Genomic DNA, 25,494 nt, shown 5'->3' on the forward strand with positions numbered 1-25,494 from the left:
GCCGCCGCCCGTCGCGGCCTTCGCGCAGGCTCCGTCGTTGACGATCTCGATGGCGACCGTGTCGTCGTGCTGCCGGATCTCGATCGCGCACTGCTCGGCCTCGCTGTGGCGCAGCACGTTCGTGATGCCCTCGCGGAGCACGGTCGCGAGCAGCGTGCCGGTCTCGGCGGGCAGCTTCTGGTACTCGCGCCGCAGTGTCACCGCCACGTTCGCGGTGGCCAGGACGGACTCGGCCGAGTCGCACTCGTCGTCCAGCGACAGGCGCCGGTAGCCGCTCGCCACCGAGCGCACATCGGCCAGGGCCTTGCGGGAGATGCCCAGGATCTCGCCCAGCTCCTCTTTGGCCTCGGCCGGCTGGTCGGTGATCAGCCTCCTGGTCAGCTCGCTCTTCAAGGTGATCGCCGAGAGGCTGAGGCCGAGCAGGTCGTGCAGGTCCCGGGCGAACCGCAGCCGTTCCCGGGCCACCGCCAGCTGGGCCAGCTCCTCGCGGGCGGAATCCAGCTCGACGACGAGGTTCGCGAGCCAGGTCAGTCCGAACACGACCAAGCCGGTGATCACTGTGGACACCGTGGTGTAGGCGACGTCAGCGCCGGACCCGGTCATCGCCGCCTGCGCCGCACCCATGCTGGCCACGATCCCGACGAACAGCGGCACCCCCGCCGCCGCGGGCAGGCAGAGCAGCACGCTTCCGGCGAGGAAGCCGGGCCGGCTGACCCACGCCTGGCCGTACTGCAGCAGCGGGAGGTAGACCAGCGCGGCCTGGGCGAGCAGCGCGAGGTACTTCGCCGGGGCGCCGCGATGCCGTGCCGGCCGGCCGAAATAGCCGATCTGCAGGACGAGCAGCGCGGCGGTGTATATCAGCGAGAGAACCGTCGACGCGAAGTCGAAGCCCGGCGTGCTCAACAACGCGATTGACGAGACGACGCCGAAACCCACGAAAACGGTGACCAGCACGGCCATCGCCAGCTTCGGCGCCGCGCGCGGCAGTCGGCGCGCGCCGTCACCCCCGGTGCGGGTGGGCAACGTTAAGTCCGACTCCATGGCGATACCCCTAGGCGCGCATGCTGGGAGATGCCCAGCGGAGTCTAGGTTATACACACAGTCAGCTGATCACGCTCGAGGCGAGATCCAGAGGCGGTCAGCGGTGGCCGACGATGCACTCGCCGATCCCGACCTCCGCGGGCCAGTCGAGCCGCAGCGCCCGGTTGGTGGTGTCGCTGGTGTCGAGCGCGAGCGGGCACGCGGCCAGGCCGGTCGCGGTCGCGACGAGGTCCAGCGTCTGCTGCAGCGCGCCGAGGTGCATGAGCGCCACCGAGTAGCCGGTGCCGCGCATCAGCCAGAGCAGCCGCTCCGCGCGTGCGGTGACCGTGATGAGCGTCGCGGGCTGCTCGGCGTGGCCGGCCACGGCCTTGGCGTCGTCGAGCAACGCGTCGAGGTCGGCCGCGGAGTCGTTGACCAGCGTCAGGGCGTGCGCGGCCGGGTCGTAGTGGTAGCTGCCGCGGGGCAGGCCCGCGCAGCGGTCGATGCTCAGGTACAGCTCCAGCTCGTAGCGGTCCGCGATGCTCAGGTAGGGCCGGCTCGAGGTCGCGTGGGTCGTCCCGTCGGCAGGCGTCACCGAGCGGACCCGCGCGGCCCGGTAGAGCAGCTCGCCGAGCTGCCGCGCGTCCAGCGGCCGGTCGGAGGGCTCCGGGCAGACGCGCTCCGTCTCGATGAGCCGGGTGAGCGCCGGATCGTTCCGGCTCAGCTCGGCCTCGTCGGGACGAAAGAGCGGAAACCGCGGCCCGGCCGGCGCCGACCTCGTCACCGGCGGCGGTTCCCGGTCGCCCGCGGGCCTGCCGGACGCCGTGTGGTCGCGGCCCACCCGGGTGCGGGCGTGGAACATCAGCTCGTGGTGGGTCCAGCGGCTCAGGGCCGGTTCGATGTCCTCGCCGAAGACCACGCCCGAAGCCGGGCGCCGGTCGCCGACGATGGACGGCACCGGCTCCGTCGCCGCGCCCTCGCCGACCTGGACGACCCCGGCCGCGACCAGGTACGCGGCCAGGTCCGCGACCAGCCCGGGCGCGACACCCAGCTCACCGGCCAGGCCGGCGATCGAGGTCGGCCAGCCGAGCGCGACGACCACCTGGCAGGCGAGCGTGCGGTGGAGCACGACCTGGAACGGCCCGACGGCCGACTCCAGCACCAGCCCACCGTGCCCCACCCGGACCGACACGAAGCGCGAGAGCCGCAGCGGCCGGTCCGCGTCGACCTCGGCCAGCCGGAAGCTGGCGTGCTCGGTCAGCGGCACCACCGAAGCCAGCGGGCCGTGGCCGTCGTCCACGTCGAGCGTGTGCACGACCGAACCACCCAGCGAGCCGACGATCCGGGCGAGCTCCGCGCGGTCCCCGGCCCCGGCCGGCTCGATGTTGTGCACCGCGGTCGGCCCCATGGACAGCCGCTCCAGCGCGGCGCGGACCGCGGCCGACACCTCGTCGAGGACGAGCTCGCCCCAGCGGGTGAGCACGCGGAGCCGGCCGCTCTCGGTCGTTTCGACGAGCACGTCCTCGGTCAGGGATCGCAGGTGGATCCGGGTGGGCGGGTACGGGCCGTCATCGGTGGGCATGGTCAGGGCTCCTTGGCCGTGGCACCCGGCGATGGTCGCGGTCGTCACCGCCGGGTGCCACGAGAACTGCGCCGCACGGAAAGGAGACGTCTCACAGGAACATCGGGTACGGGTTGAGCTCGTCGTAGGGCGTCGGGCTGGTCAGCCGGCCGAGGCGGACCGGCACGTCGTAGAGGCGGCCGGGACCGAACCTCGCCCACATGTGCCGCATCCCCGGCACGACGACCTTGACCACCGGCATCCCGACGTCGGGCCGGGTCTGGTCGAGCACCAGCATCTCCATGCCCTGCGCGGCGATCCGGTCGTGGACGGTCCGGACGTCGTCGAGCAGGTCGGTGCGGGGCACGTAGCCGTAGTCGGTGGGCGTGCGGGCCGCCACCCCGGCGTCGGGCACCAGGTAAGGCTGGCCGGCTACGGTCGCCTCGCGCCACCAGCGCACGGCGTCGGGGTCGTCGCAGTCGTACCGGTCGCCCCGGCCGAGCATCGCCGGGATGAGCTGGTTGAGCTCGCTGACCGCCCGCCGCACGGCGATGCGGGGATCCAGGTGCGCGCCGAACCCGAACATGATGTCCTCGCGCGGACCGTCGATCCGCCGGGAGATCGCCGCCATCGCGGGCACGCCCAGGTCGGAGGTGATGTCGAGGACCCACAGCTCGCGTCGCAGGCCGGCGTAGGCGGCGCGCACGTCGTCGAGCCACGAGTCGCCGAACGAGCCCAGGTCCACGCCCGGCATCGGGGTGCGGTTGTACCACCACAGCGCCACGGCGTCGCGCTCGACGAGCTCCAGCGCGCCTTGCAGGATCGCGTCCTCGATGCTGGTGCCCGCGGCGTTGCCGTTGGAGTCGGCGTGCAGGAAGCGCGGCCCGCGCTCGGCCGGCGCGCCGTAGTAGAGCAGCGCGGTCGGCAGGAGCCGGTGGCGCCCGCCGGTCAGCGACCACACCGAGGTCCAGTCCATCTCCGCGTCCGCGTCGAACGGGTCGCAGACGTGCTGGAACGGCGAGTGCTCGGCGTTCCAGCCAGTGCGGTCGCGGAACTGGCGGTCGTGGAAGAGCAGGCACGTGCCCGGGTCGACGGCCCGCTCACCCAGCGAGCGCAGGCTGCCCCGGATGCGCTGCTCGTCGCCGTGGAAGGCGCCGCTGTACCGCTCGACCGCCTCGCACAACGCACCCACCTCGGCCTCGAGCGCGGTGGTGCCCTTGCCGCCGTTCTCCGCGCGCAGCGCGGCGTTCAGCGCGTCGAGCGTGCGCACGCCCAGCGCGGCGTTCTGCCCGGAGCGGTAGGAGTGGAAGACCGCGGGCCCGCGCCGGTCGCGCCGGATCTCCTTCAGCACGCCGGTGACCGGGCTGACCAGGTGCGCGTACTCGGCGCGCACGTCCTCCAGCGGGAGGGCGCGGTGCCCGCCGCCGGTGCCGGCGGCCTTGGGGCGGGAGGTCAGGGTGATCGGGCGGTTCGCCCGCGCGCTCACCAACCCGGCGTCGCCGCAGTGCTCGCACGGCGGCCGGCCGCGCAGCTCGTGATGGGCCGTCGTCAGGTCGGTCGCGTCCATCACCCACACCGAGCGCTGACCCGCGTACCGCTGGCCGCCGAGCCACTTGGTGGCCTCCAGCGCGACCAGGTCCATGGCCGCCGACGACAGGGGCGGCACGGCGGGCAGCGGGTGGGGCACCGGGCCCGTGCGTCCCAGCTCGTCGCTCGCGCACGACTCGGCCTGCCGGTGCAGGCGAAGCCGGCTGGCCAGGCAGTACCAGCAGCCCGAGCTGCCGGGCTCGAAGAACGGCCCGATCCACACCTGGGTGCCGCCCGGCTTGGCGAGCAGCCACGGGATTCCGGCGACCTGGAGTGCCTCGGACATCTCGCCCAGGCAGGGGCTCAGGTAGTCGTCGCACAGCACGACCGGCAGGTCCACGGACAGGTCGACCGGGTCGAGCGGCAGGCCGGCCGTCACCGCCAGGCCCGCCGACCGGAAGGCCGACCAGGCGGCCACGGTGTCGACGTCGCCGACGGTGAAGATCGCGACGGACTTGGTCGTGGTGCCCGCGACCGCCTCGGCGGCGGGCAGGCCGACGGAGTCCCAGTAGGCGAGGGCCGGCTCGTCGGCCCGCTCGGCGACCGGCGGCTGCACGGTGACGAGGCCGGCGTCGGTCAGCTGCGCGATCACCGCGGCAACGTCCTCGCGCACCATGCCTCCCGGGGCGTCCTCGAGTAAGGACTCGAGGCTGCGCGTGCCGTCGAGCAGTGGCGCCAGCGTGGAGACCTCCGCCCCCCTGAGCGTGGTCATGCCGCGCTCGGAGAACAGGTAGGTGACCTCGCCCGCGACCTCGGTTCGCAGGTGCCGCCGGAAGCCGACCACGGGCGGGAGCTCCGTGCCCGTCATGCCGGCCGCACCCCGGTGTCGGCGGCCACCCAGCAGATCGTGGTCGGCGAGACGAGGGTGTCCGCCTTGTCGTGCCAGCGGTCGAACACGTCGATGACCACCTTGACCCGGGCGCCGGAGTCGCCTGTCGCGACGCCGGACGTCGCCGACACGGTGGAGAGGTGCGCTGCCGGTGGGGTCATGGGTTGCTCCCTCGGTTCTCGAGTAGGTCTCGACCGGGCGTGTCCGTGGAAAAGTGTCCGGGCCCGCGGCGCCGAAGAGCCAGTGCCGCGCTCACCGGTCCGATGTGTATTCGTCATGCAAATTCTCGAGTGGATTTCATCCACGCATTCATGGCGTCGTCACTGCCTTCCGTCCCGGCGTTCTGGGAGCGTTCTGGGTGTGTCCTCGCCAGCGGCGTCGACAGATCCACCCCGCACCGGCAGAAAGGCACAGGCATGCAGATCAGGGTGCTCGGACCGTTGGAGATCGAGGCGCATGGGCGGCCGTTCACGCCGACCGCGGCGAAGCTGCGCCAGCTGCTCGCGTTACTGGCGTTACACGGCGGCGAGGTGGTGTCCTCGCGTGCGCTGATCGAGGAGCTGTGGGGCACGACGCCGCCGGAGACTCCACAACAGACGTTGCAGACCTACATCCTGCACCTGCGCCGCCGCATCGGGGACGCGCTCGGCGTGAACAAGACCGACGTGGCCAAGGGCGTGCTGGTCACCCAGCACACCGGTTACTCGCTGCGCATCGCGCCGGAGGACGTGGACGCCGTCGGCTACGAGCGGCTGGCCAAGCGTGGGCGCCAGGCGATGGACCTCGGCGAGTACGAGGCCGCGGCGGAGATCCTGCACGGCGCGCTGGGCATGTGGCGCGGGCCGGCGCTGGTCGACGTGCACACCGGCCAGCCGCTCGCCGCGCACGTGAACCGGCTCGAGGAGAGCCGGCTGGGTGCGCTGGAGGACCGCATCGACGCCGAGCTCTGGCTGGGCCGCCACCGCATCGTGCTGAGCGAGCTCGCCGAGCTGACCGCCCAGTACCCCATGAACGAGCGGCTGTGCGCCCAGTTCATGATCGCCCAGTACCGGTCCGGGCGCGGCTGGCGGGCGCTGGAGATCTTCTGGAAGCTGCGCTCCACGATGGTGGAGGAGCTCGGCCTGGAGCCGTCGATCTCGATCCAGCGCCTGCAGCGCGCGATCCTCAACTCCGACGAGAACCTGCAGCACGCGCACACGAGCGGCGAGCTGCTCTCAGTCGTCGCGTCCTGAACGGGGCCGGCGGCCGGCCGCTCACGCGCCGTCCGACAGGTGCGCGGACAGCAGTTCGATCAGCGCCGGGCGGTGCTCGTCGAGATAGAAGTGGCCGCCCGGGTACACCCGCAGGTCGAACGGCCCGTCGGTGTGGCCGGCCCACGCGGCGGCCTCGTCCACGGTCACGAGCGGGTCGGCGTCGCCGGTGAGCGCGACGACCGGGCAGGACAGCCGGGGTCCCGGCACGTACCGGTAGGTCTCCGCCGCCTTGTAGTCGACGCGGATCAGCGGCAGCGTCTTGCGCGCGAACACCTCGAACCCGGGCAGCTCCGCGCTCGGGCCGGCGAGCCCGCGGACCGCGTGCAGCAGCCACGGGTCGGCGAGCTGGTGGGTGCGCTCGTCGCGGTGCCGCGACGGCGCCCGCCGGCCGGAGACGAACAGGCCGCTCAGCACGACGCCCTTGGCCTCCAGCCGCCGGGCGACCTCGAACGCGAGCGCCGCGCCCATACTGTGCCCGAACAGGGTCAGCGGCCGGTCCGACAGCTCCAGCACCGCGTCCACCGCCGGCCTGGCCAGCTCCTCGAGGTCGCCGATCGGCGGCTCGTGGCTGCGCTCCTGCCGGCCGGGGTACTGGACGGCGATCACGTCCGCGGCACCGGAAAGCGCCCGCCAGTAGGGCCGGAAGTACTTCGCCGTGCCGCCCGCGTGCGGGAAGCAGACCAGTCGCCGGTCCGCGCCGGACGCGACGTCGAAGCGGCGCAGCCACGCCGTGAGGTCGCCGGTCATCGTGCCCCTCCTCCCAGCGGCACACGCCGCCCTCGGTGCTCGTCCAGCCGGGCCCCGAACCCGTCGAGGTCGCCGGCGCGCAGCAGTGACGTCGCCATCAGCAGTCCCCGGTACCCGGCGTCGAGCAGCCGGGCGGCGACCGCCGGGCCGTCGATGCCGCTCGCGCTGACCGGGCACGGCGTGCCGGCCCGCCGCAGCGCCGGCAGCAGCCGCAGGCTCCGGCCGGTGTCACCCGCGTCGCGCTCCCGGGTACGGATGTCCTTGTTGTTCACCGCGAGCACGCACGCTTCCGCGTGCGGCACCGCCGCGATCTCCGCCTCGCTGGTGACCTCCACGAACGGGGTGAGGCCGGCGGCGAGGCACTCGTCGACGAGGGCCGCGATGCTCGACTTCGGCAGCAGCCCGGCGGTCAGCAGCACCGCCGAGGCGCCCAGCGAGGCCGCCCGCGCCACCTGCGCGCGGCGGGTGATGAAGTCCTTCTGCAGGATCGGGCGGTCGGTGAGCCCGGCGACCTCCGCCAGCATCTCCTCGGTGCCGCCGAACCAGCGGCCGGTGACGACCGACAGGCACGGCGCGCCGGCCGCCTCGTAGGCCGCCACCACGTCCGCGACGGTTCGCGTGCCGAGCAGGTCGTCGCCGTCGCCGTCGTGCCGCTTGACCTCCATGATCAGCGGGCGTTCGGCGGCCAGCAGGCTCTCGATGAACGGGGCGGCCATGTCGTCTCCGTAAGTTGTCAGGCGGCCGGCGAGTGGCGGGCGGTGCGCCAGGCGCGGGCGAGGCCGGTGACCGCGCCCGCGGCGAACCGGCCCGCTCCGTCGCGTGCCGCGGTGTCGACGTCGATGCCCGCGTAGTTCGGCTGGGCCGCGACCGCCGCGAAGTCGCCGGCGTTGTCCGCGGACAGGCCGCCGGCGAGCAGGAACGGGCGGTGCAACGCGCCGGCCACCGCGAGCGCGTCGGCGGGGGCGAGCCGGCGCCCGGTGCTGCCCACGCGGCCCTGTTCGGTCATGGTGTCCAGCAGGAACAGGTCGGTGCCGGCCCGTTCGTAGCCGCCGACCAGCGGCCGCTCGAGGCAGGCGCCGGACCGCACGTGCAGCACCTTCACGACGGTGAGCCCGTCGACCGCGGCGTGCAGCGCGGCGACCGTCGCCGGGAGCTGGAAGGCGTGCAGCTGCACCCACCGGATCCCGGTGCGCGCCAGCACGTCCGCCAGCTGCCCGGCGTCGCTCGCGAAGGTCACCAGCACCGGCGTCAGCCCGGCGGACCGCGCGGCGCCGGCCAGCGACCCGAGGTCGGCGAGCGGCAGCTCCGCGTGCCCGCCGGGCACGCCGTGCCAGAGGCCGACGAGGTCCGCACCGGCCGCGGCGAGCAACGCCACGTCCGGCGCGGACCGCGCCCCGCACACCTTGAGCAGCGGTGGGCTCACGACTCCCCCTCGCAGGCTCGGTCGAGCCACTCGCGGTCGCCCTGTGACATTGATTCGCTCGCGAGCTCGCTCACTTGCCGAGCCCCAGCATCGAGGCGATCCGGTTGTACTGGATCTCCGTGGTGCCCGAGTAGATCGTGCCCGCCACCGAGTTGCGCACGTCCTTCTCCAGGCCGCTCTCGGCCATGTAGCCGTGCCCGCCGAAGATCTGCACCGCCGACAGGCTCGACTCCAGGTTGCCCTCGCTCGTGAGCAGCTTCGCCACGGCCAGGTCGACGGTCACGTTCTCCCCGGCCACGAGCCGCTCCGCGGTGTCGTAGAGCCACTTGCGGGCCGTCTCCAACTTGATCTTCATGTCGACGATCTTGTTGGCGATCGACTGGTGGGACCCGATCGGCTTGCCGAACTGGACCCGTGTCTTCGCGTACTCGATGCAGCGGTCCAGCCGGTGCTGCATCTCCCCGGCGTTGACGATGAAGGAGAACAGGATCTCCCGCTTCATCACGTGGTCGAGGACGATGAACCCGCCGCCGACCCGGCCGAGCACCCGGTCGGCGGGCACCCGGCAGTCGTCGAAGAACAGCTCGGACAGCGGCGAGGTGCGCAGCCCCATCTTCTTGAGCGGCTTGCCGGCCGTCATGCCGGGCGTGTCCTTGTCGACGAGGAACGTGGTGATGCCGAGCGCGCCGGCGTCGGGCCGGGTGCGCGCGTAGACGACCACCACGTCGGCGATCGGGCCGTTGCTGACGAAGGTCTTGCTGCCGTTCAGGACGAAGTGGTCGCCGTCCCGCTCGGCTCTCGTCAGCATCTTCATGGCGTCGGATCCGCCGGAGGCCTCGGTGATCGCGTGCGCGCCGATCAGGTCTCCGGAGCAGATCCCGGGCAGGTACCGCGCCTTCTGCTCCTCGGTGCCGAAGTGCTCGAGGGGGATCCCGGTACTGCAGATGCTGGTCGTGGTCGAGAAGCTCAGCCCGCCGTCACGGCAGGTCTCGCCGAGGCCTTCGAGTACGTACATCGTGGTGACGATGTCCTGGCCCAGGCCGCCCCACCGCTCGTCGAACGGCAGGCTGAGGATCCCGGTGTCCTTGATCAGCTTCCACTTGTCCCAGGAGAAACCGCCCTCCTCGTCTCGCTCGACGTGGCCCTCGTTGAGGTCGTCGCGCCACCTCGCCAGGCCCGCGCGCAGCGCGAGCTGGTCGGCGTTCCACCTGGTCATGATCACCTGCCTGTCAGTACGCCGACGAGGTGTACTCGTCGAGGCTGTGTGCCTCGTCGCCGCGCAGCGCGGGCGTGAACACGCACACCAGTCGCATGTCCTCGTGCGGGCTCGCCACCAGGAAGTGCGCGTCGTGCTGGTCGAGGGCGTAGAGCGTGCCCGGCACGAGCGGGTGCGCCGTGCCGTCCATCTCGATCACCTCGCCCGAGCCCTCGATGCAGTAGCAGGCCTCGAGGTGGTTGCGGTACTCGAGCCGGGACTTGGTGCCGGCACGCACGAGGGTGTCGGTCACCGTGTAGCCGACGCCGTCGTCGGCCACCAGAAAACGCCGGCTGAGGCCATTGCCCCACTCCACCGTCTTCACGTTGTCGATGTGACGAACGATCATGGTCAACCTCCGGTTCTTGCTCTGTTGAACGTGTCCGGTCGCCGGATGGACCGGACGAAGTCGCGAAGTGCCCCGGTCACGTCGTGCCCGGTGGCCTGTGCCTCCGCCACGCGCGCGACCACGGCCGAGCCGACGATCGCGGCGTCGGCTCCGCGGGAGCGCAGCGCCGCGACATCCGCCCCGCTCCGCACTCCGAACCCGACCGCGATCGGTGCGGCCGTCCGCGCGCGCAGGCCGGCGATGGTGGCGGCGAGCGCGTCGTGGTCGGGCGCGGCCGAGGTGCCGCTGCGCCCGTAGTGGGCGACGAGGTAGACGTAGGCGGACGCGCGCGCGGCGGCCTCGGCCACGACGTCCACCGAGGAGACGCCGTGGTAGCAGGTCGTGACGATCGGCAGGCCCGCCTCGCCGGTGGCCGCGTAGTACTCGGCGCGCAGCCGTGGTGGCAGGCCGTGGAGCAGCAGGCCGTCCGCGCCGCTTTCGGCGACGTCGTCGACGAACGAGCGCAGCGGCGTGCGCCGCACCGAGTAGCTCCAGTCGGCGAGCAGGGCGATCCGCAGGTGGCGCAGCCGGGGCCGCACCCGCTCGACGAACGCGAGCACGTCGGCCAGCTCGACGCCGCGGTCGAGCGCCCGCCGCGCGGACTTGCGGATCACCGGTCCGTCGGTGACCGAGTCCGGGAACGGCACGGCGAGCTCCAGGCAGTCCACTCCGGACTCGTCGAGCATCGCCACCACGTCGTCGAGCACGGGCAGCGGTGGGTCGCCGGCGTTGAGGAACAGGGCCAGGCCGCTGCCGTGCCGCGGGAAGAACTCAGTCACCGGACACCGCCCTCGCCGGGCGCGGAGTCCGCCGCCCCGCCGCACGCACCCGGTCCAGCAGGTCGCGCGCGGCGCCGTCGCGCACCGCCCGCCGCGCCGCCTCGACCGCGGCGGCCCAGTCCGCCGCGTGCCCGCCGGCGACGGCCATCGCCGCCGCGTTGAGGCAGACGGTCTCCGTGGCGGTCTCGCCGCCGTCGCCGGAGACGACCGCGAGGAAGCGGTCGACCGCCGCGGCGGCGTCGTCGGGCGGCGCCAGGTCCGCGAGCGTGCCCGCGCCGGCGGTGAGCTCACCGCGCGCCATCCGCAGCTCGCCGGTGTCGGTGTAGACGATGTTCTCGGCGAAGCCGAGCAGCTCGTCGGCACCGACATCGTTGGTGCACAGCCAGATCCGCCGGTCGGCGCTCGCCGCGGCGAGCTGGCGCAGCCGGGGGAGCGGGGCGGCCGTGGAGACCCCGGTGAGCTGGGCAGCCACCGGGAGCCCCGCGAGGAAGGGCCCGAGCGTGTTGAGGAACTTGCCGAACCACCGCATGCTCGTCGGCAGGATCACCCGGGCCAGCCGGGAGAGGGCGGCCGGGTAGACGAACTGCCCGGCGAACGCCACGCCGAAGTCGGCCAGCGCGTCCTCGGTGTCCGAATAGGACTTGGTCAGCCCGATCCCGAGCCGCTCGAGCAGGTCGACCGAGCCGAGCTTGCTGGTGTAGGCCCGGGAACCCGTCTTCACCACGGGAACGCCCGTGGCCGCGGCGACGAACGCCGCCGCCGTCGAGATGTTGAACGTGCGCGGACCGCCGCCGGTACCCACGATGTTGACCGAGCCCGGCCACCGCGCCGGCGCCTGCCGGCGGCGTTCGTCGAACGACGCCAGCAGGTTGCACAGCGTTGCGTGGTCCGGTAACCGGGTCGCCAGCGAGGACAGGACGGCGACGGCCTCGCCGCGGTCGACGTCACCGGCGTCGAGCCGGTCCCAGAACGACCGCCAGACGTCGACCTCGATGTCCGGCTCCCAGCTCATCAGCCCTTCGAGCGGCCCGCGCATCTCCTCAGCTCCCGGCCGGGACGGATCGGGTGTTGTTCGCGATGAACGCGTCGATCGACGTGACCGTGCGGAAGTTGTCCGGGTCGAGCTCGGTGTCGCTCACGGTCAGCCCGAACCGCTCCTCGACCCACGCGATCAGCTTCAGCACGCCGAGGCTGTCGATCACGCCGTCGGAGAGCATGTCGTGGTCCACGTCGAGCTCCGCGGCGCTGACATCCGGCAGGAACTCGTCGATCAGGAACTGCTTGATGACGCTGACATTGCTGCTGACATTGCTGCTGACGTTGCTCATGAGACCCTTCCTTGTACGTCCGGCGATACATCGGGAAACTTCACGGCGTTGCGGTCGACCTTGCCGGTGGCGGTCTTCGGCAGCGGCTCGTCGCCGATGCGCAGCTCCGCCGGGATTCCGGCCGCTGGCAGGTGTTTCGCGCAGTGCGAGCGCAACACGAGGCTGTTGAGCCTGCTGCCCTCCGCGCGCTGCACGGAAGCCACCAACCGGACACCGGTCAGGTCGTCGGGCTGGGTGACCACCGCCGCCTCGCGCACGTCCGGGTGGTCGAGCAGGACCCGCTCCACCTGCGCGGTGTTGATGGCGACCCCACGCACCTTGACCTGGAAGTCGCTGCGCCCCAACAGGAAGATCTCGCCGTCCACCGTGCGGCGCACGAGGTCGCCGGTGCGGAAGTAGCGGCGGTCGTCCCACCCTTGCGGGTGCGGGGCGAACCGGTGGTTCTGGCTCGGCCGGTTGAGGTAGCCGCTCGCCTGGAACGGGGTGGAGACGTACAGCTCACCCGTGCCCGGGCCACTGAGGACGGTGCCGTCCGTGCCGACGACCTCGGCGTGCACGCCCGGCAGCGGTGCGCCGATCGGCAGCGGCCCGCCGGCCCGCGTTGCCTGCGGGCCGAGCTCGTGGACGAAGCTGTCGTTCGTCTCGGTGCAGCCGTAGATGTTGTACATCCGGGCCGCCGGGAACAGCCCGGGCAGCTGTTCGAGCGTGCACTGCGGGATGGCGTCACCGGTGAACATCACGTGCTCCACCGACGCGAACCGCCGGTCGGGATCGCGGGTCATCGCGGCGTAGAGCAGCAGGCCGTAGAACATCGGCACCGCCTGGACCACGTGCACTTCGTGGCGCACCAGCAGCTCGAGCAGGTGGTACCCGTTGGCCGCGTGGTCCGGGTCGACGAGGACCACCCGGCCGCCGTGGGCGAGCGTCGTCCAGATGTCCAGCAGGCACAGGTCGAAGTTCAGCGGGGCGTAGTTGAGCACGCCGCGGCCGGGACGGATGTCGAACTTCTCCGCGGCCCAGGCGATGAACCGGTCGACCGCCGCCTGGTGGAGCGGCACGACCTTGGGCAGCCCGGTGGAACCCGACGTCGTCAGCATGAACGTGACGTCCGTCCACTCCGCCACGCGGAGCTCCGGCGGGCCGTCCCACGCCACGAGCATCGCGTCCCCGTACGGGGTCAGCGCGTAGCGGCAGCCGCTCTGCGCGAACAGCTCGGTCAGCGTCCCGTCGGCGAAGGCCGGCGAGGGAAGCAGGAACCGCCGGCCGGCCAGCACGCAGGCCAGCACGAGCGCGACCGCCTCGGGCGATTTCTTGGCCACGATGCCGACCGGCTCCTCCGGCCCGAGGTCGAGCGCCACCAGCTGGGCACCCGCCTTGCCGGCCATCTCGTACAGTTCGCGGTAGGTCGTCTCCCGGCCGTGCCAGACGAGGGCCGCGGCGTCGGGGCGCTCCCGCACCTGCGCGAGGAACGCGTCGCGAAAACCAGTTGCCTCTGCCATTACCCACTCGCATTCGTGGCGTCGGTCTCGGTTAACGGCGATGGCTGAGCGGAAAGCCGGACCCAGCCACCCTTCAGCGCCACCCCGTCGGCGGTCTTGACGCCGAAGCAGACGAGGTCGCCGTCGGCCTGCGTGCTGATCTCCAGCGGTTCCCCCGGCCGCACGGGCGCGGAGAACCGGACGCCGACCCCGCCGATGCGGGAGATGTCACCGCCGGCGTGGCGGTCCGCGATCTCCTCGCAGACGACGGCGAGCACGCTCATGCCGTGTGCGATGACCCCGTCGAAGCCGGCCGCGCGGGCGGCCGCGTCCTCGAGGTGGATCGGGTTGTCGTCCCCGGAGGCCGTGGCGTACTGCCGCACGTCGTCCACTGTGAACTCCCGGGTCCAGGCGTCCGGTGTGGACTTCACCCGCTGCATGGGGAACCGGGGGAGGTCGCCGAACGGCTCGGGGCTCGTCGCGCCGCCGAGCAGCGCGCCGGTGATCAGCTCGCCGAACGTCGTGCCGTCCGTGCCGACCAGGACCGCCCGCATGGCCACCCGCACGCCGCCGGCCTCGTGGCGGGCGCCGAGCAGGTCCACCTCGACGATCACCCGCTCGTCCGGCCGCAGTGGACGGTCGAGGCGGATCTCCTGGCTCAGGTGGACCCGCGCCGGCTCGCCGCCGTCCGCGGTCGTCGCGCCGGTCTTGGTGAAGGCCTGCTCGAACGCCGGGTGGGCGAGCACGAACGCGTGCACCGGGGAGGCCGTGGGCGTCGCGTCGTGGGCGGGCGAGCCCACGACGGACCGGACCACGTCGCGGTAGCGGGAGAGCTCGCCCGCGGTGACCGTGCGCACCATGGTGGCGACGGTCTGCGCCGCCGGGCGATCGTTCGCCGGCCCTGTCGCCGTTCCTGCCGCCGTCCCTGTCGTCCCGGTCATCGCGGCGTCACCACCAGGCAGCCGTTATGACCACCGAAACCGAACGAGTTCGACAGCGCGGGCCCCGGCGTGATGGCCCGCGGCGCGCCGTGCACCACGTCGATCTCCATTCCCGGCTCCAGCCGCTCGTGGTTGGCGGTGGGCGGCACCGTCGCGTGGTGGTTGCTCAGCACCGCGGCGACCGCCTCGACCGCCCCGGCCGCGCCGATCAGGTGCCCGATCACGCTCTTGGTGGAGGTGACCGGCGGTCCGGTGGGGCCGAACACCTTGCGCAGCGCGTTGGCCTCCGCGCGGTCGTTCTGCTGCGTGGACGTCCCGTGCGCGTTCACGTGCGCGATGTCGCCCGGCCCGAGACCGGCGTCGGCGATCGCCTCCTGCATCGCCGCGATGGCCGCGGAGCCGTCGGGCAGGGGCATCGCGAGGTGGTACGCGTCGGCCGTGCTGCCGTAGCCCGCGACGAGCCCGTAGGTGCGGGCGCCGCGTGCGTCGGCGTCTTCGAGCCGCTCCAGGACGACGAAGCCCGCGCCCTCACCCATGACGAAGCCGTCCCGGTCCACGTCGAACGGCCGGCTCGCACGCTCGGGCTCGTCGTTGCGCGCGGAGACCGCGTTGAGGTTGGCGAACGCGGCCAGCGTGACCGGGCTCAGCGTCGACTCGGCGCCGCCCGCGATCACCACGTCGGCGCGGTGGTCGCGCAGCATGAGCATGGCGTGCCCGATGGCGTCCGCACCGCTCGCGCACGTCGTGGCGATGGTGAGCGCCGGGCCGTGCCAGCCCAGGCGCATCGCGAGCAGCGCGGCGGCCGCGTTGGGCATGCTCACCAGCGGCAGCAGCGGGTTCACCCGGTGCGGGCCGTGCAGGAAGTAGTTGCCGACCTCGGCGTCGGTGGTCTGCCGGCCGCCGACGGCGTTGCCGACGACGATCGCCGTCCGGTGCGGGTCCGGGGTCGGGGAGCCCGCGTCACGGTAGGCGGACAGCGCGGCGGTGACGCCGAAGCGGGCGAAGGGGTCCATGCGGCGGGCCTCTTTCGCCGAGATGAGGCCGACCTCGTCCAGGCCGCGCACGGCGCAGCCGAAGCGGACGCCGTGGTTGCTCATGTCCACATCGGTCTTCAGCGGTGCCGCGGTGGAGCGGCCGGCCAGCAGCGTCGTCCAGAAGTCGTCCACTGTGGAGCCCGCGGGGGTCACGACCCCGATGCCGGTGATCGCGACGGGCGTTCCTGGTTTCCGTCCCATGCCTCAGTCCTCGATCAGGTGGCACTGGCGTGCGGCGGTGAGCAGCGCGTCGACGGCGAAGTCGATGTCCGCCGGCGTGTGCGCGGCCGTGATCGCGATGCGCAGGCGGGCGAGACCCGGCGGCACGGCCGGGGTCATCACCGGCAGGCCGACCACGCCGGCCTTGCGGCACGCGGTCGCGTACTCCCACGCGTTCTCGTCCGAACCGACGATCAGCGGGATGACCGCCGACTCGCTGTCCCCGGTGTTCATGCCGGCGTCGGCCATCAGCTGCCGGAAGCGCGCCGACTCGTGCTGGGTGCGGGCCACCCGCTCGGGCTCCCGGTCGAGGATCCGCAGCGCCTCGAGGGCGGCGCCGACCTGTGCGGGCGCGAGGGCCGCGGAGAACAGGAAGGGCCGGGCGAGCCGCTTGAGGTACTGGAGGAAGTCGGCGGACCCGACGATCCAGCCGCCGTTGGACGGGATCGCCTTCGACAGCGTGCCGACCTTGATGTCCGCCTTGACCTCGCCGCCGAAGTGCTCCTCGATGCCCCGCCCGGTGGCGCCGATGACGCCGAGCGCGTGTGCCTCGTCGACCATCAGCAGCGCGCCGTGCTTGTCGCACACCTCGCGGATCTCGGGCAGCGGCGCGATGTCACCGTCCATCGAGTACACGCTGTCGACGACGACCAGGCGGGTGCCGGAGCTGTCGGTGGCCGCGAGGCGCCGGTCGAGGTGGCGGGGGTCGTTGTGCCGGAAGCGGGTCACGGTCGCGCCGGACAGTTGCGCGCCGTCCACGATGCTCGCGTGGTCGAGCTTGTCCAGCAGGATGGTGTCGCCCGGACCGCACAGCCCGCCGACCACCCCGACGTTCGCGGCGTAGCCGGAGCTGAACACGAGCGCGCCCTCGCGGCCGGCGAACCGCGCCACCTCGGCCTCGAGCTCCTCGTGCAGGGGGATGGTGCCGGCCAGCGCGCGGACGCCCGGGGTGCCCGTGCCGTACTCGTCGAGCGCGCGCTTGGCGGCCTCGACGACCCGCTCGTCGCCGTTGAGCCCGATGTAGCCGTAGCCGGACATCATCAGCAGGCGTTCGCCGTCGACCTCGACATAGGGACTGTTGCGCTCGGGGCGGTAGGCGACGAAGTTGTTGCGGCGGCTGGGTTCCCACTCGAGCTCGTTGATCCGCCGGTTGATCGCCTCGACCTTGGGTTCGAGGTACTGCCAGGCAGCTGATGCGTTCACGTGCGTCTCCTCTACGGACCTCGGTCAACGGCAACCGGATTTCTACGGGGACGGCGCAAGCCGGGCGCAACACCACAACGGCCCGGGTGTCAACTCGCGAGCCGCCGCGTTCAAGTCAGATGTGAGTCCAACCCGAACGGGCAGCCGCACTGTCATAGGTAGCGCCGGCACGAAAGGAGCAGCCCGATGCTGGCTGGCTTACCGATCTCCGAGGAGGCGACGTGTTGATCAGGCTCGCGGGTCTCGTGACGATCGACGAGGGCCTCGACGGGAGCGGGGCCGGTCAGGCACGCCACCTCTCGAGTGCGCAGGCGCAGGTCGCGTTCGTGCGGCTGGTCCTGGAGCGCGCGGCCGGCACCGGCCGTGACCAGCTCGCCGACACCATCTGGCCGGACGGGCTGCCGGACACCTGGGCCTCGGCGCTGCGCAGCGTCGTGAGCCGGGTCCGCTCCTTCGTCGCCGGGGACAGCACCGCCGACCCGCCGCCGCTCGTGGCCAAGGGCGGGCGCTACCTGCTGCGGATTCCCGAGGGCGCGGTGGTGGACGTCGAGCGCGCCGAGAAGGAGGTGGCCGGCGCGGTCGCGGCCTACGCCAAGGGCGACTTCGAGGCGGCGCTGCGGCTGGCCGGACCGGCCGTCACGTGCCTGCGCCGGCCGCTTCTGCCCGAGCACGACGGCGAGTGGGTCAACGAGGTGCGCGCGCGGCTGGACGAGCTGCTCGTCACCGGCCTGGAGACGGCCGGCCTCGCCGCCGCCGCGCTCGGCGACGGGGGCACCGCCCTGCGTTTCGCCGACGAGGCGGTGCGCCACGCGCCGCTGCGGGAGAGCGCGCACCGGACGCGGATGACCGCGCACGTCGCCGCCGGCAACCGGGCCGAGGCCATGCGGTGCTACCACGAGCTGCGCCGCGTCCTGTCCGACGAGCTCGGCATCGACCCGGCGCCCGAGACGCAGGCGGCCTACCTCGACCTGCTCGGCGACCCCGAGGACGCGGCCGGCGCCGCCGACGACGCGCCGGGGCCGCGCCCGCGGGCGCCGTTCGTCGGGCGCCGCGAGGAGCTCGCGATGCTCACCCAGGCGTGGACCAAGGCCGAGAACGGCGTCAGCCACCTGGTGCTGGTGTCCGGCGAGCCCGGCGTCGGCAAGACGCGCCTGGTCACCCAGCTCGCGCGGCAGGTCAGCCTCGGCGGCGGCCTGGTGCTGCGCGGTCGCTGCGACCGCGCGGCGGCCACGCCGTTCCAGGCGGTGGCCGAGGCGTTGGCCGGGCTGTCCGCCGTGGACGGCGACGGCCCGCTCGGCGAGCTCGCCGGCGCGGCGCGCACGGTGCTGGCCGGCGCCGGCGAGGCCGACGAGGCCGCGCGGGCCCGGCTGGCCCCGGCCGTGGCCGACCTGCTGGCGCGGATCTCCCGCGAGCGGCCGGCGATGGTGTTCCTCGACGCGCTCGACGACGCGGACCCGGGCACGCTCGCCGTCCTGCGCCAGGTGTTCGCCCGTCGGCAGGGTGCCTCGCTGCTGGTCGTGGCCACCGCGGGCCCGCCCGGCCGGCGGGGCGAGCGGTTACGCCGGGCGATCCAGGAGGTCGACCACGACGGCTGGCTGTTCCGGCTGGCGCTGCGCGGGCTGTCCGAGCCGGACCTGCACGCGCTGGTCCGCGCCGTCGTGCCCAAGCCCTTCCTGCGCGAGATTCCGCCCGCCCGCAGCCTGATCGCCGACACGGCGGGCAACGCCTACCTGCTGCTGGAGATGCTGCGGTGGCCGTGCGAGCAGTACGGCGCCGGGTCACCGGAGGAGCTGTCGCCGGCCGTCCACGAGCACGTCGCCACCCGCCTCGCCGGGCTCGGGCCGGTCGCCCGCCGCCTGCTGCGCACCGCGGCCGTGGCCGGCCGCACGTTCGAGCTGGACGTGACCGTGGAGGCGGCCGGGCTGGACCTGGACCGGGCGATGGACGCGCTGGAGACGTTGCTGGCGGCGGGCATCGTGTCCGAGGCCGGGCGCGACGGGCAGGCCGGCCACGAGTACCGCTTCACCCACGACGTGCTCCGCCGTGCCGTGTACACGCGGCTCAGCTCGGTGCGCCGGCGCGGGCTGCACGGCCGGATCGCGGACGTGATCGAGCGCAGGCGGACCGACCTCGCGCGCTACACCGCCGCGCTCGCCGCCCATCGCAGCGCCGGCGCCACGCCGGACGGTGACCAGCGCGCGGTGCGGTGGGCGTGGCGCGCCGCGGCCCGGGCGAGCCGGGACGGCGCGTTCGACGAGGCCGTTCGCCTGCACCGCGACGCGCTGGCGCACGTGCCGGCCGCGGAGAGCGGGCTGCGCGCCGAGGCGCTGACCTACCTCGGGCTCGCCCAGCTCGCCGCCGGCCGGCACCAGGAGGGCGAGCAGAACCTGCTCGACGGTGCCCTGCACGCGATGCACAGCGAGCGGCTGCCCGTCGCCGCGCAGGCCGCGCTCGGGCTCGCCGACGCCGTCGCCGCGCGGCCGGAGCTGCGCAGCGAGGCCGGCGCGCTGATCGACCTCCTGGTCGCGGAGGACGCCGACCGGCCCGCGGCGCGCGGGCACGGCGCCGACCGGATCGACGAGCTGACCCTCGGCCGGCTGCTCGCCCGGCAGGCCCGGCTCGGGTCGGTGGTGCGGGTGACCCCCGGCGTCACGGCCGCGCTGGACGCGCTCGCCGCCGAGCTCGGCCTGCTCGCCGGGCCGGGCGAGCTCGCCCGCCGGTACACGCTCGCCGCGGACATGCTCGAGCTCGCGACCGCGGCGGGCGACACCGAGGCGCGCATCGTCGCCGCGCACCACCAGGCCATGGCCGCGGACCTGCGCGGCGACCTCGCGGCGCGGCGGGCCGCGCTGACCACGCTGGCGGCCGCGGCGAACGAGGCCGAGGCCGGCTCGCCCGCCGACGCCCTGCTGCTCGAGCACGCCGTCGCGGTGGCCGTCACCCAGGGCAGGTTCGCCGACGCGGCCCTCGCCGCCGAGCCGGCCGGGATCGCCGGCACCGGCATGAGCCGCCCGGCGCTCGCGGCGGGGATCGGCCCGGACCCGGGCACGCTGGCCGCGCGCCAGCTGCTCGTCGCCGGGTTGTTACGAAAGAGCTCGTGGCCGGCGGGGGAGGAGCGCTTCGCGCCGGGCGCCGGGGTGGCCGAGCGGTCCCTGCTGGCGCTCACCGCGGGGGACCGCGGCCGGCCGCACCTGACCGTGCGGGCCTTCGCGACCGGCGCCGAGCCGCTCCCGGGCGGCGACGAGTGGCTGCACGTGCTGGGCGTGCTCTCGCTCGCCGCCGTCGAGCTCGGCGACCCGACGACGGCGGAGGCGCTGCGGGCCCGGCTCGCGCCGTACGCGGGGCTCGTGTGCGGGGTCGGCTACCGGACCTTCGCCGGCCCGGTGTCGTTCCACCTCGGCCGCCTCGCCGCGGTCGTCGGCGACTGGGACGAGGCCGAGCTCCGCCTCGACGCGGCCCTGACCGAGCTCGCCGAGCGGGACGCCGCGCCGTGGCTCGCGCTCACGAAGCAGGCCCTGGCGCAGGTGGCCGCCGACCGTGCCCGGGCCGGCGACCGGCGCCCGGCACCCACGCTGCGCGCCGAGGCGAACTCGGCGCTCGCCCGCGCGGGGTTGCGACATCTCGTGGCGTGAGCGCGATTGCGGCTCTGTTGCGTGGTGGTCCGTATACCTGACGCCACGAGAGGAAGGACGGGTACATGGATCTCCGGTACTGGCTAACCCGCGCCGTCGACGTCGTCGACGAGTGGGGTGAGCAGTTCGGCCCCTTCGCCCGCCATCCGGCACAGCTGGTCGAGGACGACCGGTTCGCCGCGGCGTTCGAGGGGTTCGCCGGCCGGATGGCGAACAACTACCCGTTCTTCCACCCGCGCTACGCCGGCCAGATGGTCAAGCCCCCGCATCCGGCGGCCGTCGTCGGCTACGTCACCGCGATGCTCCACAACCCCAACAACCACGCCGCCGAGGGCGGCCCCGCGACCACGGAGATGGAACGCGAGTGCGTCGCGGAGCTCGCCGGGATGTTCGGCCTGCCCGCGCACACCGGGCACCTGACGACCAGCGGCACCATGGCCAACCTCGAGGCGCTCTACGTGGCGCGGCAGTCGCATCCGGGGCGCGGCGTGGCGTTCAGCTCCGAGTGCCACTACACGCACCAGCGGATGTGCCACGTGCTCGGCATCGAGGGCCACCGGCTGCCGGTGGACGGCGCCGGGCGGGTCGACGTCGACGCCGTGGAGCGGGCGCTCGCCACCGGGCGGATCGGCACCGTGGTGCTCACCGCGGGCACCACGGGGCTCGGCGCGGTCGACCCGGTGCACGAGGTGCTGCCGATCGCCCGCCGCCACGGCGCCCGGGTGCACGTGGACGCGGCGTACGGCGGCTTCTTCGCGCTGCTGGCCCGGCCGGACGCGCCGGAGCGGCTGGACCCCCGGCCGTGGCAGGCGATCGCCGGCTGCGACTCGGTCGTCGTCGACCCGCACAAGCACGGGCTGCAGCCCTACGGCTGCGGCGCCGTCCTGTTCGCCGACCCGGACATCGGCCGCCACTTCACCCACGACTCGCCGTACACCTACTTCACCGACGCGGAGCTGCACCTGGGCCAGATCAGCCTGGAGTGCTCCCGCGCGGGCGCGGCCGCCGCCGCGCTGTGGCTGACGCTGCGGCTCGTTCCCCTTACCGCGCAGGGCTTCGGCGCCGTGCTGGCCGCCTCCCGCCGCGCGGCGCTGCGCTGGGCGGACATGATCGAGGACTCGGCCGGCCTGCGCCTGTACCAGCCACCGGAGCTCGACATCGTCACGTACTTCCCCGCCGCGGGCGCGGCCACGCTGAGCGCGGTGGACACGGCGTCCACGCGCGTGCTGGACGCCGGCATGAAGTCGCCGGACGACCCGGTGTACCTGAGCGTCGTGCGGGCGGAGGCGGACGCGTTCCGCATGCGGCACCCGGACCTCGCGGCGGACGTCGGCGCCGCACACGTGCTGCGCAGCGTGCTGCTCAAACCCGAGGCGGAGAACCACCTCGACCAGCTGCACGGCCGCGTGCACGAACTTGCGCTCGGCGCGTGCGCGCCGGCGGACGACACGGCGGACGGAGGACACGTGCGTTCCAACGACATCCCGGCACGCGCACCGGAGAGCGGGCCGGCGCCCGGCCCGCAGCTCGCGACCGGCGCCGACCGCGGCGCGCTGACCGACGTGCTCACGCGGGCCTTCTTCGCCGACCCGCTCGCGGTGTGGGCGTTTCCCGACCCGGCGCGGCGCGTGGAGATCCTGCCCGAGTTCTTCCGGGCACACCTGGACCTGTCCCTCGACTACGCCGGCGTGCTCACCAACCCGGAGCGCGACGCGGCGCTGCTGTTCCTGCCGCCGGGTGCCTGGGCGAAGGTCGAGGCACGCGACGCCGAGCTCACCGAGCGGTTCACCGAGCTCGCCGGCGAGTACCGCGAGGCGCTGCTGACGATCATGCGGCGGCAGGCCGAACGCCACCCGGTCGGCGAGCCGCACTACTACCTCTCCTTCGGTGGCGTCGACCCGGACTCGCAGCGTCGCGGTGCGATGAGCTCGCTGCTCGAGACGGTGCTGGACCTGGCCGACGAGGAAGGTGTGCCGATCTACACCGAGACCAGCTCGCCCGGCGGCACGGCGGCCGCCCGGCGGGGCGGCTTCGTCCCCCTCGGTGCCGAGATCGCGCTGCCGAGCGGCCCGTCTCTGCGTCCTATGTGGAGGGTACCCCGATGAGCCGCGCGCCGTACGGCGACGACCTCGTCCAGCTGTGGCCCGCGAGCCAGGTTCGCGGTGGTGACGTGCCCGACCGGTACCTGGCGCCGCTCGAGGAGATCCTGGGCTGGAGCGAGGAGTTCCTCGTCTCGGGACACCCGGACCTCGGCCGCACCGGCCCGGTCTGTCCCTACACCGCCCCCTCGCTGCGCAAGGACCTGTTCGTGCTCGGCATGCCGGTGCACGACGGCGGCGAGACCGACATGCCCGCGCTGGTCTCGCGGCTGCGCACCTGGCACGAGCGGATCAGCGCCACGCTGGACCCACGGGACCGGGAGCTGCTGGCCCTGCTGATGGTCCTGCCGCACCTGGACCGCGAGGACTCCACCGAGCTCGACGAGCTGCAACGCGAGGCGAAGGACGAGTTCGTCGCGGACGGTCTCATGATCGGCCAGTTCCATCCGGTGTGCCCCCAGCCAGGCCTGTGGAGCCACACGTTCCGCCCGCTGCGCTCGCCCATCCCGCTGCTGGCGGTACGCCAGCTGCTCGTCTTCGACCTGCCGTTCCTCGTGGACGTCGACGTGCACATCGACGAGTACCTGAAGCGGTTCGCCGACGCGATCCCCGCGCGCATGCGCGACCAGCTCGTCGCCCGGCTGACCGGCGGCCACCTCGACGTGGCGTAGCGGGAGGAGACAGGCATGCGCACGGACGGATCGCGGGTGCTCCCGATGGTCTCTCTCGCCGCCGCGACCGCGGTGGTGATCTCGTGGGCGTTGCGCGCGCACGCCGAGCACCTGCCCGCGCTCTCGGCGAGCGGCCACGCCGTGCTCCTCGCCGCGGGGCACGCACACGGCGGCGCCGACGTGTTCGTCCCGCCGCCCCCGGTGAGCGGCGACGCGCTCGCGAACCACCTCGGCCTCGCCATGCTGGCCGCGCACGTCATGCTCGCCGGGATCGCCCTGGCGGCCCGGCTCACCCGACGCTGGTCCACTATGGACGGACTGCTCGGCCGGCTGCCCTTCGCCGCCGCGGTCGCCGTCGTCGCCGCCGCGGTCGCCGCCCTCGTCGCGTCCGTCGCGATGGGCTCCGCGATCACCACGGACGGCACGCTCGAGGCGGCCGCCGTGGTGCTGCGCTACACGTTCGTGCTGGCCCTGGTCGGATCCTTCGTCACCGGCGTGCCGTGGCGGCGCCCGGCCGTCCCGGGTGGCGCCCCGCCAACCCCGTCTCGAGAAAGGTGACCGAATGCCCAGCCGTAGGGACACGATCAAACTGGGTGCGGCCGCGGGCCTCGTGCTCGCCCTGCCGACCGACCGGCTGCTGGCCGCGGTCGCGGGCGAACGGGCCGCGGCCGCCGAGCCGTTCACCGTGCCGCTGCCGATCCCGCCGGTGCTGCGCCCGGTGGGCCGCGACGCCGCGGCCGACCACTACCGGATCACGGTGGGGCGGGCGAAGGCGGAGATCCTGCCCGGCCAGGAGACCGAGGTGTACACCTACAACGGCTCCTTCCCCGGCCCGATGATCCGGGCCCGCCGGGGGCGCGCCGCGACGGTGACGGTCGCCAACGGGCTGGACACGCCCACCGCCATGCACCTGCACGGCGGCGAGGTGCCGCAGTCCAGCGACGGTTACCCGACGCACGTCATCCAGCCCGGCGGCAGCCGGACCTACCACTACCCGAACCGCCAGCCGGCCGCGACGCTGTGGTACCACGACCACGCCCACCACCTGGAGGCCGAGCAGATCTACCGCGGCCTGGCGGGCCTGTACGTCATCGAGGAGCCCGACGGCCTGCCCACCGGCAAGTACGACGTGCCCCTGATGCTGCGCGACGCGGCGTTCGCCGACGGCGGCCAGCTGCTCTGGCAGATCGGCGGCCAGCCGCTGCGCAACACCGTGCTCGTCAACGGCGTGCCGCAGCCGGTCCTCGCCGTCGAGCGTCGCAAGTACCGGCTGCGGATCCTCAACTGCGCCAACGAGCGCGTCTTCCGGCTGCGCCTGACCGGCGGCACCCCGTTCGTCCAGGTCGGTGTCGACTGTGGACACATCGCGGTGCCGGTGCGGCGCACCGAGCTCGAGATCTACCCGGCCGAGCGGCTCGAGGTGATCGTCGACTTCAGCCGGTTCGGCCCGGGCAGCACGCTGGTGCTGGAGAACGCCGACGGCACCGCGGCGGCCGACACCGGCCTGCTGCGCTTCGTGGTCGGCGGCGGCCGGGTGCGCGACGACAGCGAGATCCCCGCGCGCCTCGCGACCGCGCCGGCCGTGCCTGCGCTGCGCGGCGGGCCGGCGCAGATCAGGAAGATCGAGCTCGGCTTCGACAAGGCGACGACGACGTTCCTCATCAACGGCCGCACCTTCGACCCCGGCCGGGACGACTTCACCGTCAAGCGGGGCACGACGGAGATCTGGGAGATCACCAACAAGGACGTGGCGCCGCTGGCCATCCCGCACTCGATGCACCTGCACCTGGTGCGCTTCCGGGTGCTGTCCCGGGGCGGCGTCCCGGTCAAGCCGTGGGAGTCCTACCCGAAGGACACCGTCCCGGTGCCGCCCGGCCAGACCGTCCGGATCCTGGTCTCGTTCACGAGCGAGTTCACCGGGCGCTACCCGTTCCACTGCCACTTCAACGACCACTCGTCGCTGGGCATGATGGCGCAGATGAACATCGTCCCCTGACCGACGACAAAGAGCGGCGCCCCGGGAGTTTCTCCCGGGGCGCCGCCCGTT

The 25,494-nt window shown here is 73.5% G+C and carries 22 protein-coding genes; 6 read left to right on the forward strand and 16 right to left on the reverse strand.

From position 1 onward, the window contains the following. From VH969_RS14185 to VH969_RS14200, 4 genes are all read right to left on the reverse strand, one after another. Nucleotides 1–1,041, reverse strand: a 1,041-nt coding sequence (locus VH969_RS14185) for a sensor histidine kinase (protein WP_331974198.1), incomplete at its 3' end; no start/stop codon positions are given. A 97-nt stretch (nucleotides 1,042–1,138) separates the two neighbouring features. Next, nucleotides 1,139–2,602, reverse strand: a complete 1,464-nt coding sequence (locus VH969_RS14190; protein ID WP_331974199.1) for a SagB family peptide dehydrogenase — start codon at nucleotides 2,600–2,602, stop codon at nucleotides 1,139–1,141. 91 nt (nucleotides 2,603–2,693) lie between these two features. Continuing rightward, nucleotides 2,694–4,976: a TOMM precursor leader peptide-binding protein gene (locus VH969_RS14195; RefSeq protein ID WP_331974200.1), complete on the reverse strand. Its 2,283-nt coding sequence runs from the start codon at nucleotides 4,974–4,976 to the stop codon at nucleotides 2,694–2,696. Beyond that, nucleotides 4,973–5,158, reverse strand: a complete 186-nt coding sequence (locus VH969_RS14200; protein ID WP_331974201.1) for a hypothetical protein — start codon at nucleotides 5,156–5,158, stop codon at nucleotides 4,973–4,975. Before VH969_RS14200 ends, VH969_RS14195 begins: the two co-directional genes overlap by 4 nt. 255 nt (nucleotides 5,159–5,413) lie before the next feature. Between VH969_RS14200 and VH969_RS14205 the strand changes: the two genes are divergently transcribed. Next, nucleotides 5,414–6,229 carry an AfsR/SARP family transcriptional regulator gene (locus tag VH969_RS14205; RefSeq protein WP_331974202.1) on the forward strand — a complete coding sequence of 272 codons (816 nt, stop codon included), beginning with the start codon at nucleotides 5,414–5,416 and terminating at the stop codon, nucleotides 6,227–6,229. Between the two features lie 21 nt (nucleotides 6,230–6,250). Here the strand turns inward: VH969_RS14205 and VH969_RS14210 are convergent, their stop codons facing one another. From VH969_RS14210 to VH969_RS14265, 12 genes are all read right to left on the reverse strand, one after another. Next, the gene (locus tag VH969_RS14210) at nucleotides 6,251–6,997 is read right to left on the reverse strand and encodes a thioesterase II family protein (RefSeq protein WP_331974203.1); all 747 of its coding nucleotides are present in this window, start codon (nucleotides 6,995–6,997) and stop codon (nucleotides 6,251–6,253) included. Then, nucleotides 6,994–7,713, reverse strand: coding sequence for a beta/alpha barrel domain-containing protein (locus tag VH969_RS14215; protein WP_331974204.1), 720 nt, complete (start codon nucleotides 7,711–7,713; stop codon nucleotides 6,994–6,996). Before VH969_RS14215 ends, VH969_RS14210 begins: the two co-directional genes overlap by 4 nt. Nucleotides 7,714–7,730: 17 nt before the next feature. Next, nucleotides 7,731–8,420, reverse strand: coding sequence for a phosphoribosylanthranilate isomerase (gene trpF, locus VH969_RS14220; RefSeq protein WP_331974205.1), 690 nt, complete (start codon nucleotides 8,418–8,420; stop codon nucleotides 7,731–7,733). Between the two features lie 70 nt (nucleotides 8,421–8,490). After that, nucleotides 8,491–9,636, reverse strand: coding sequence for an acyl-CoA dehydrogenase family protein (locus tag VH969_RS14225; RefSeq protein ID WP_331974206.1), 1,146 nt, complete (start codon nucleotides 9,634–9,636; stop codon nucleotides 8,491–8,493). Nucleotides 9,637–9,649: 13 nt separating this feature from the next. Next, nucleotides 9,650–10,024, reverse strand: a complete 375-nt coding sequence (locus VH969_RS14230) for an ectoine synthase (RefSeq protein ID WP_331974207.1) — start codon at nucleotides 10,022–10,024, stop codon at nucleotides 9,650–9,652. Nucleotides 10,025–10,026: 2 nt separating this feature from the next. Then, nucleotides 10,027–10,842 carry a tryptophan synthase subunit alpha gene (gene trpA, locus VH969_RS14235; protein WP_331974208.1) on the reverse strand — a complete coding sequence of 272 codons (816 nt, stop codon included), beginning with the start codon at nucleotides 10,840–10,842 and terminating at the stop codon, nucleotides 10,027–10,029. Continuing rightward, nucleotides 10,835–11,878 (reverse strand): hypothetical protein, encoded by a 1,044-nt coding sequence (locus tag VH969_RS14240; protein WP_331974209.1) that lies wholly within the window; start codon nucleotides 11,876–11,878, stop codon nucleotides 10,835–10,837. The genes trpA and VH969_RS14240 overlap by 8 nt, the downstream gene beginning before the upstream one ends. Before the next feature lie 4 nt (nucleotides 11,879–11,882). Next, nucleotides 11,883–12,170 carry an acyl carrier protein gene (locus tag VH969_RS14245; protein WP_331974210.1) on the reverse strand — a complete coding sequence of 96 codons (288 nt, stop codon included), beginning with the start codon at nucleotides 12,168–12,170 and terminating at the stop codon, nucleotides 11,883–11,885. Next, the gene (locus VH969_RS14250; RefSeq protein WP_331974211.1) at nucleotides 12,167–13,669 is read right to left on the reverse strand and encodes an AMP-binding protein; all 1,503 of its coding nucleotides are present in this window, start codon (nucleotides 13,667–13,669) and stop codon (nucleotides 12,167–12,169) included. The genes VH969_RS14245 and VH969_RS14250 overlap by 4 nt, the downstream gene beginning before the upstream one ends. Continuing rightward, nucleotides 13,669–14,508 (reverse strand): MaoC/PaaZ C-terminal domain-containing protein, encoded by an 840-nt coding sequence (locus VH969_RS14255; protein WP_331974212.1) that lies wholly within the window; start codon nucleotides 14,506–14,508, stop codon nucleotides 13,669–13,671. Before VH969_RS14255 ends, VH969_RS14250 begins: the two co-directional genes overlap by 1 nt. A 77-nt stretch (nucleotides 14,509–14,585) precedes the next feature. After that, nucleotides 14,586–15,824: a beta-ketoacyl-[acyl-carrier-protein] synthase family protein gene (locus VH969_RS14260; protein ID WP_331974213.1), complete on the reverse strand. Its 1,239-nt coding sequence runs from the start codon at nucleotides 15,822–15,824 to the stop codon at nucleotides 14,586–14,588. A 3-nt stretch (nucleotides 15,825–15,827) separates the two neighbouring features. Beyond that, nucleotides 15,828–17,045, reverse strand: a complete 1,218-nt coding sequence (locus tag VH969_RS14265) for an aminotransferase class I/II-fold pyridoxal phosphate-dependent enzyme (protein ID WP_331974214.1) — start codon at nucleotides 17,043–17,045, stop codon at nucleotides 15,828–15,830. A 221-nt stretch (nucleotides 17,046–17,266) separates the two neighbouring features. Here VH969_RS14265 and VH969_RS14270 point away from each other — a divergent pair, with 221 nt between their 5' ends. From VH969_RS14270 to VH969_RS14290, 5 genes are all read left to right on the forward strand, one after another. Then, nucleotides 17,267–20,677, forward strand: a complete 3,411-nt coding sequence (locus VH969_RS14270; protein WP_331974215.1) for an ATP-binding protein — start codon at nucleotides 17,267–17,269, stop codon at nucleotides 20,675–20,677. Nucleotides 20,678–20,742: 65 nt separating this feature from the next. Then, a complete protein-coding gene (locus tag VH969_RS14275; protein WP_331974216.1) occupies nucleotides 20,743–22,782 on the forward strand; it encodes an aminotransferase class V-fold PLP-dependent enzyme in 2,040 nt (679 codons plus the stop codon). After that, a complete protein-coding gene (locus tag VH969_RS14280; RefSeq protein WP_331974217.1) occupies nucleotides 22,779–23,447 on the forward strand; it encodes a DUF6875 domain-containing protein in 669 nt (222 codons plus the stop codon). The genes VH969_RS14275 and VH969_RS14280 overlap by 4 nt, the downstream gene beginning before the upstream one ends. Nucleotides 23,448–23,462: 15 nt before the next feature. Further along, complete coding sequence (locus tag VH969_RS14285; protein WP_331974218.1) at nucleotides 23,463–24,005, forward strand: hypothetical protein; 543 nt, start codon at nucleotides 23,463–23,465, stop codon at nucleotides 24,003–24,005. A 4-nt stretch (nucleotides 24,006–24,009) separates the two neighbouring features. Further along, nucleotides 24,010–25,443 carry a multicopper oxidase family protein gene (locus VH969_RS14290; protein WP_331974219.1) on the forward strand — a complete coding sequence of 478 codons (1,434 nt, stop codon included), beginning with the start codon at nucleotides 24,010–24,012 and terminating at the stop codon, nucleotides 25,441–25,443. The last annotated feature ends 51 nt before the right edge of the window (nucleotides 25,444–25,494 follow it).

Source organism: Actinophytocola sp., from assembly GCF_036555685.1.
GTDB lineage: Bacteria > Actinomycetota > Actinomycetes > Mycobacteriales > Pseudonocardiaceae > Actinophytocola.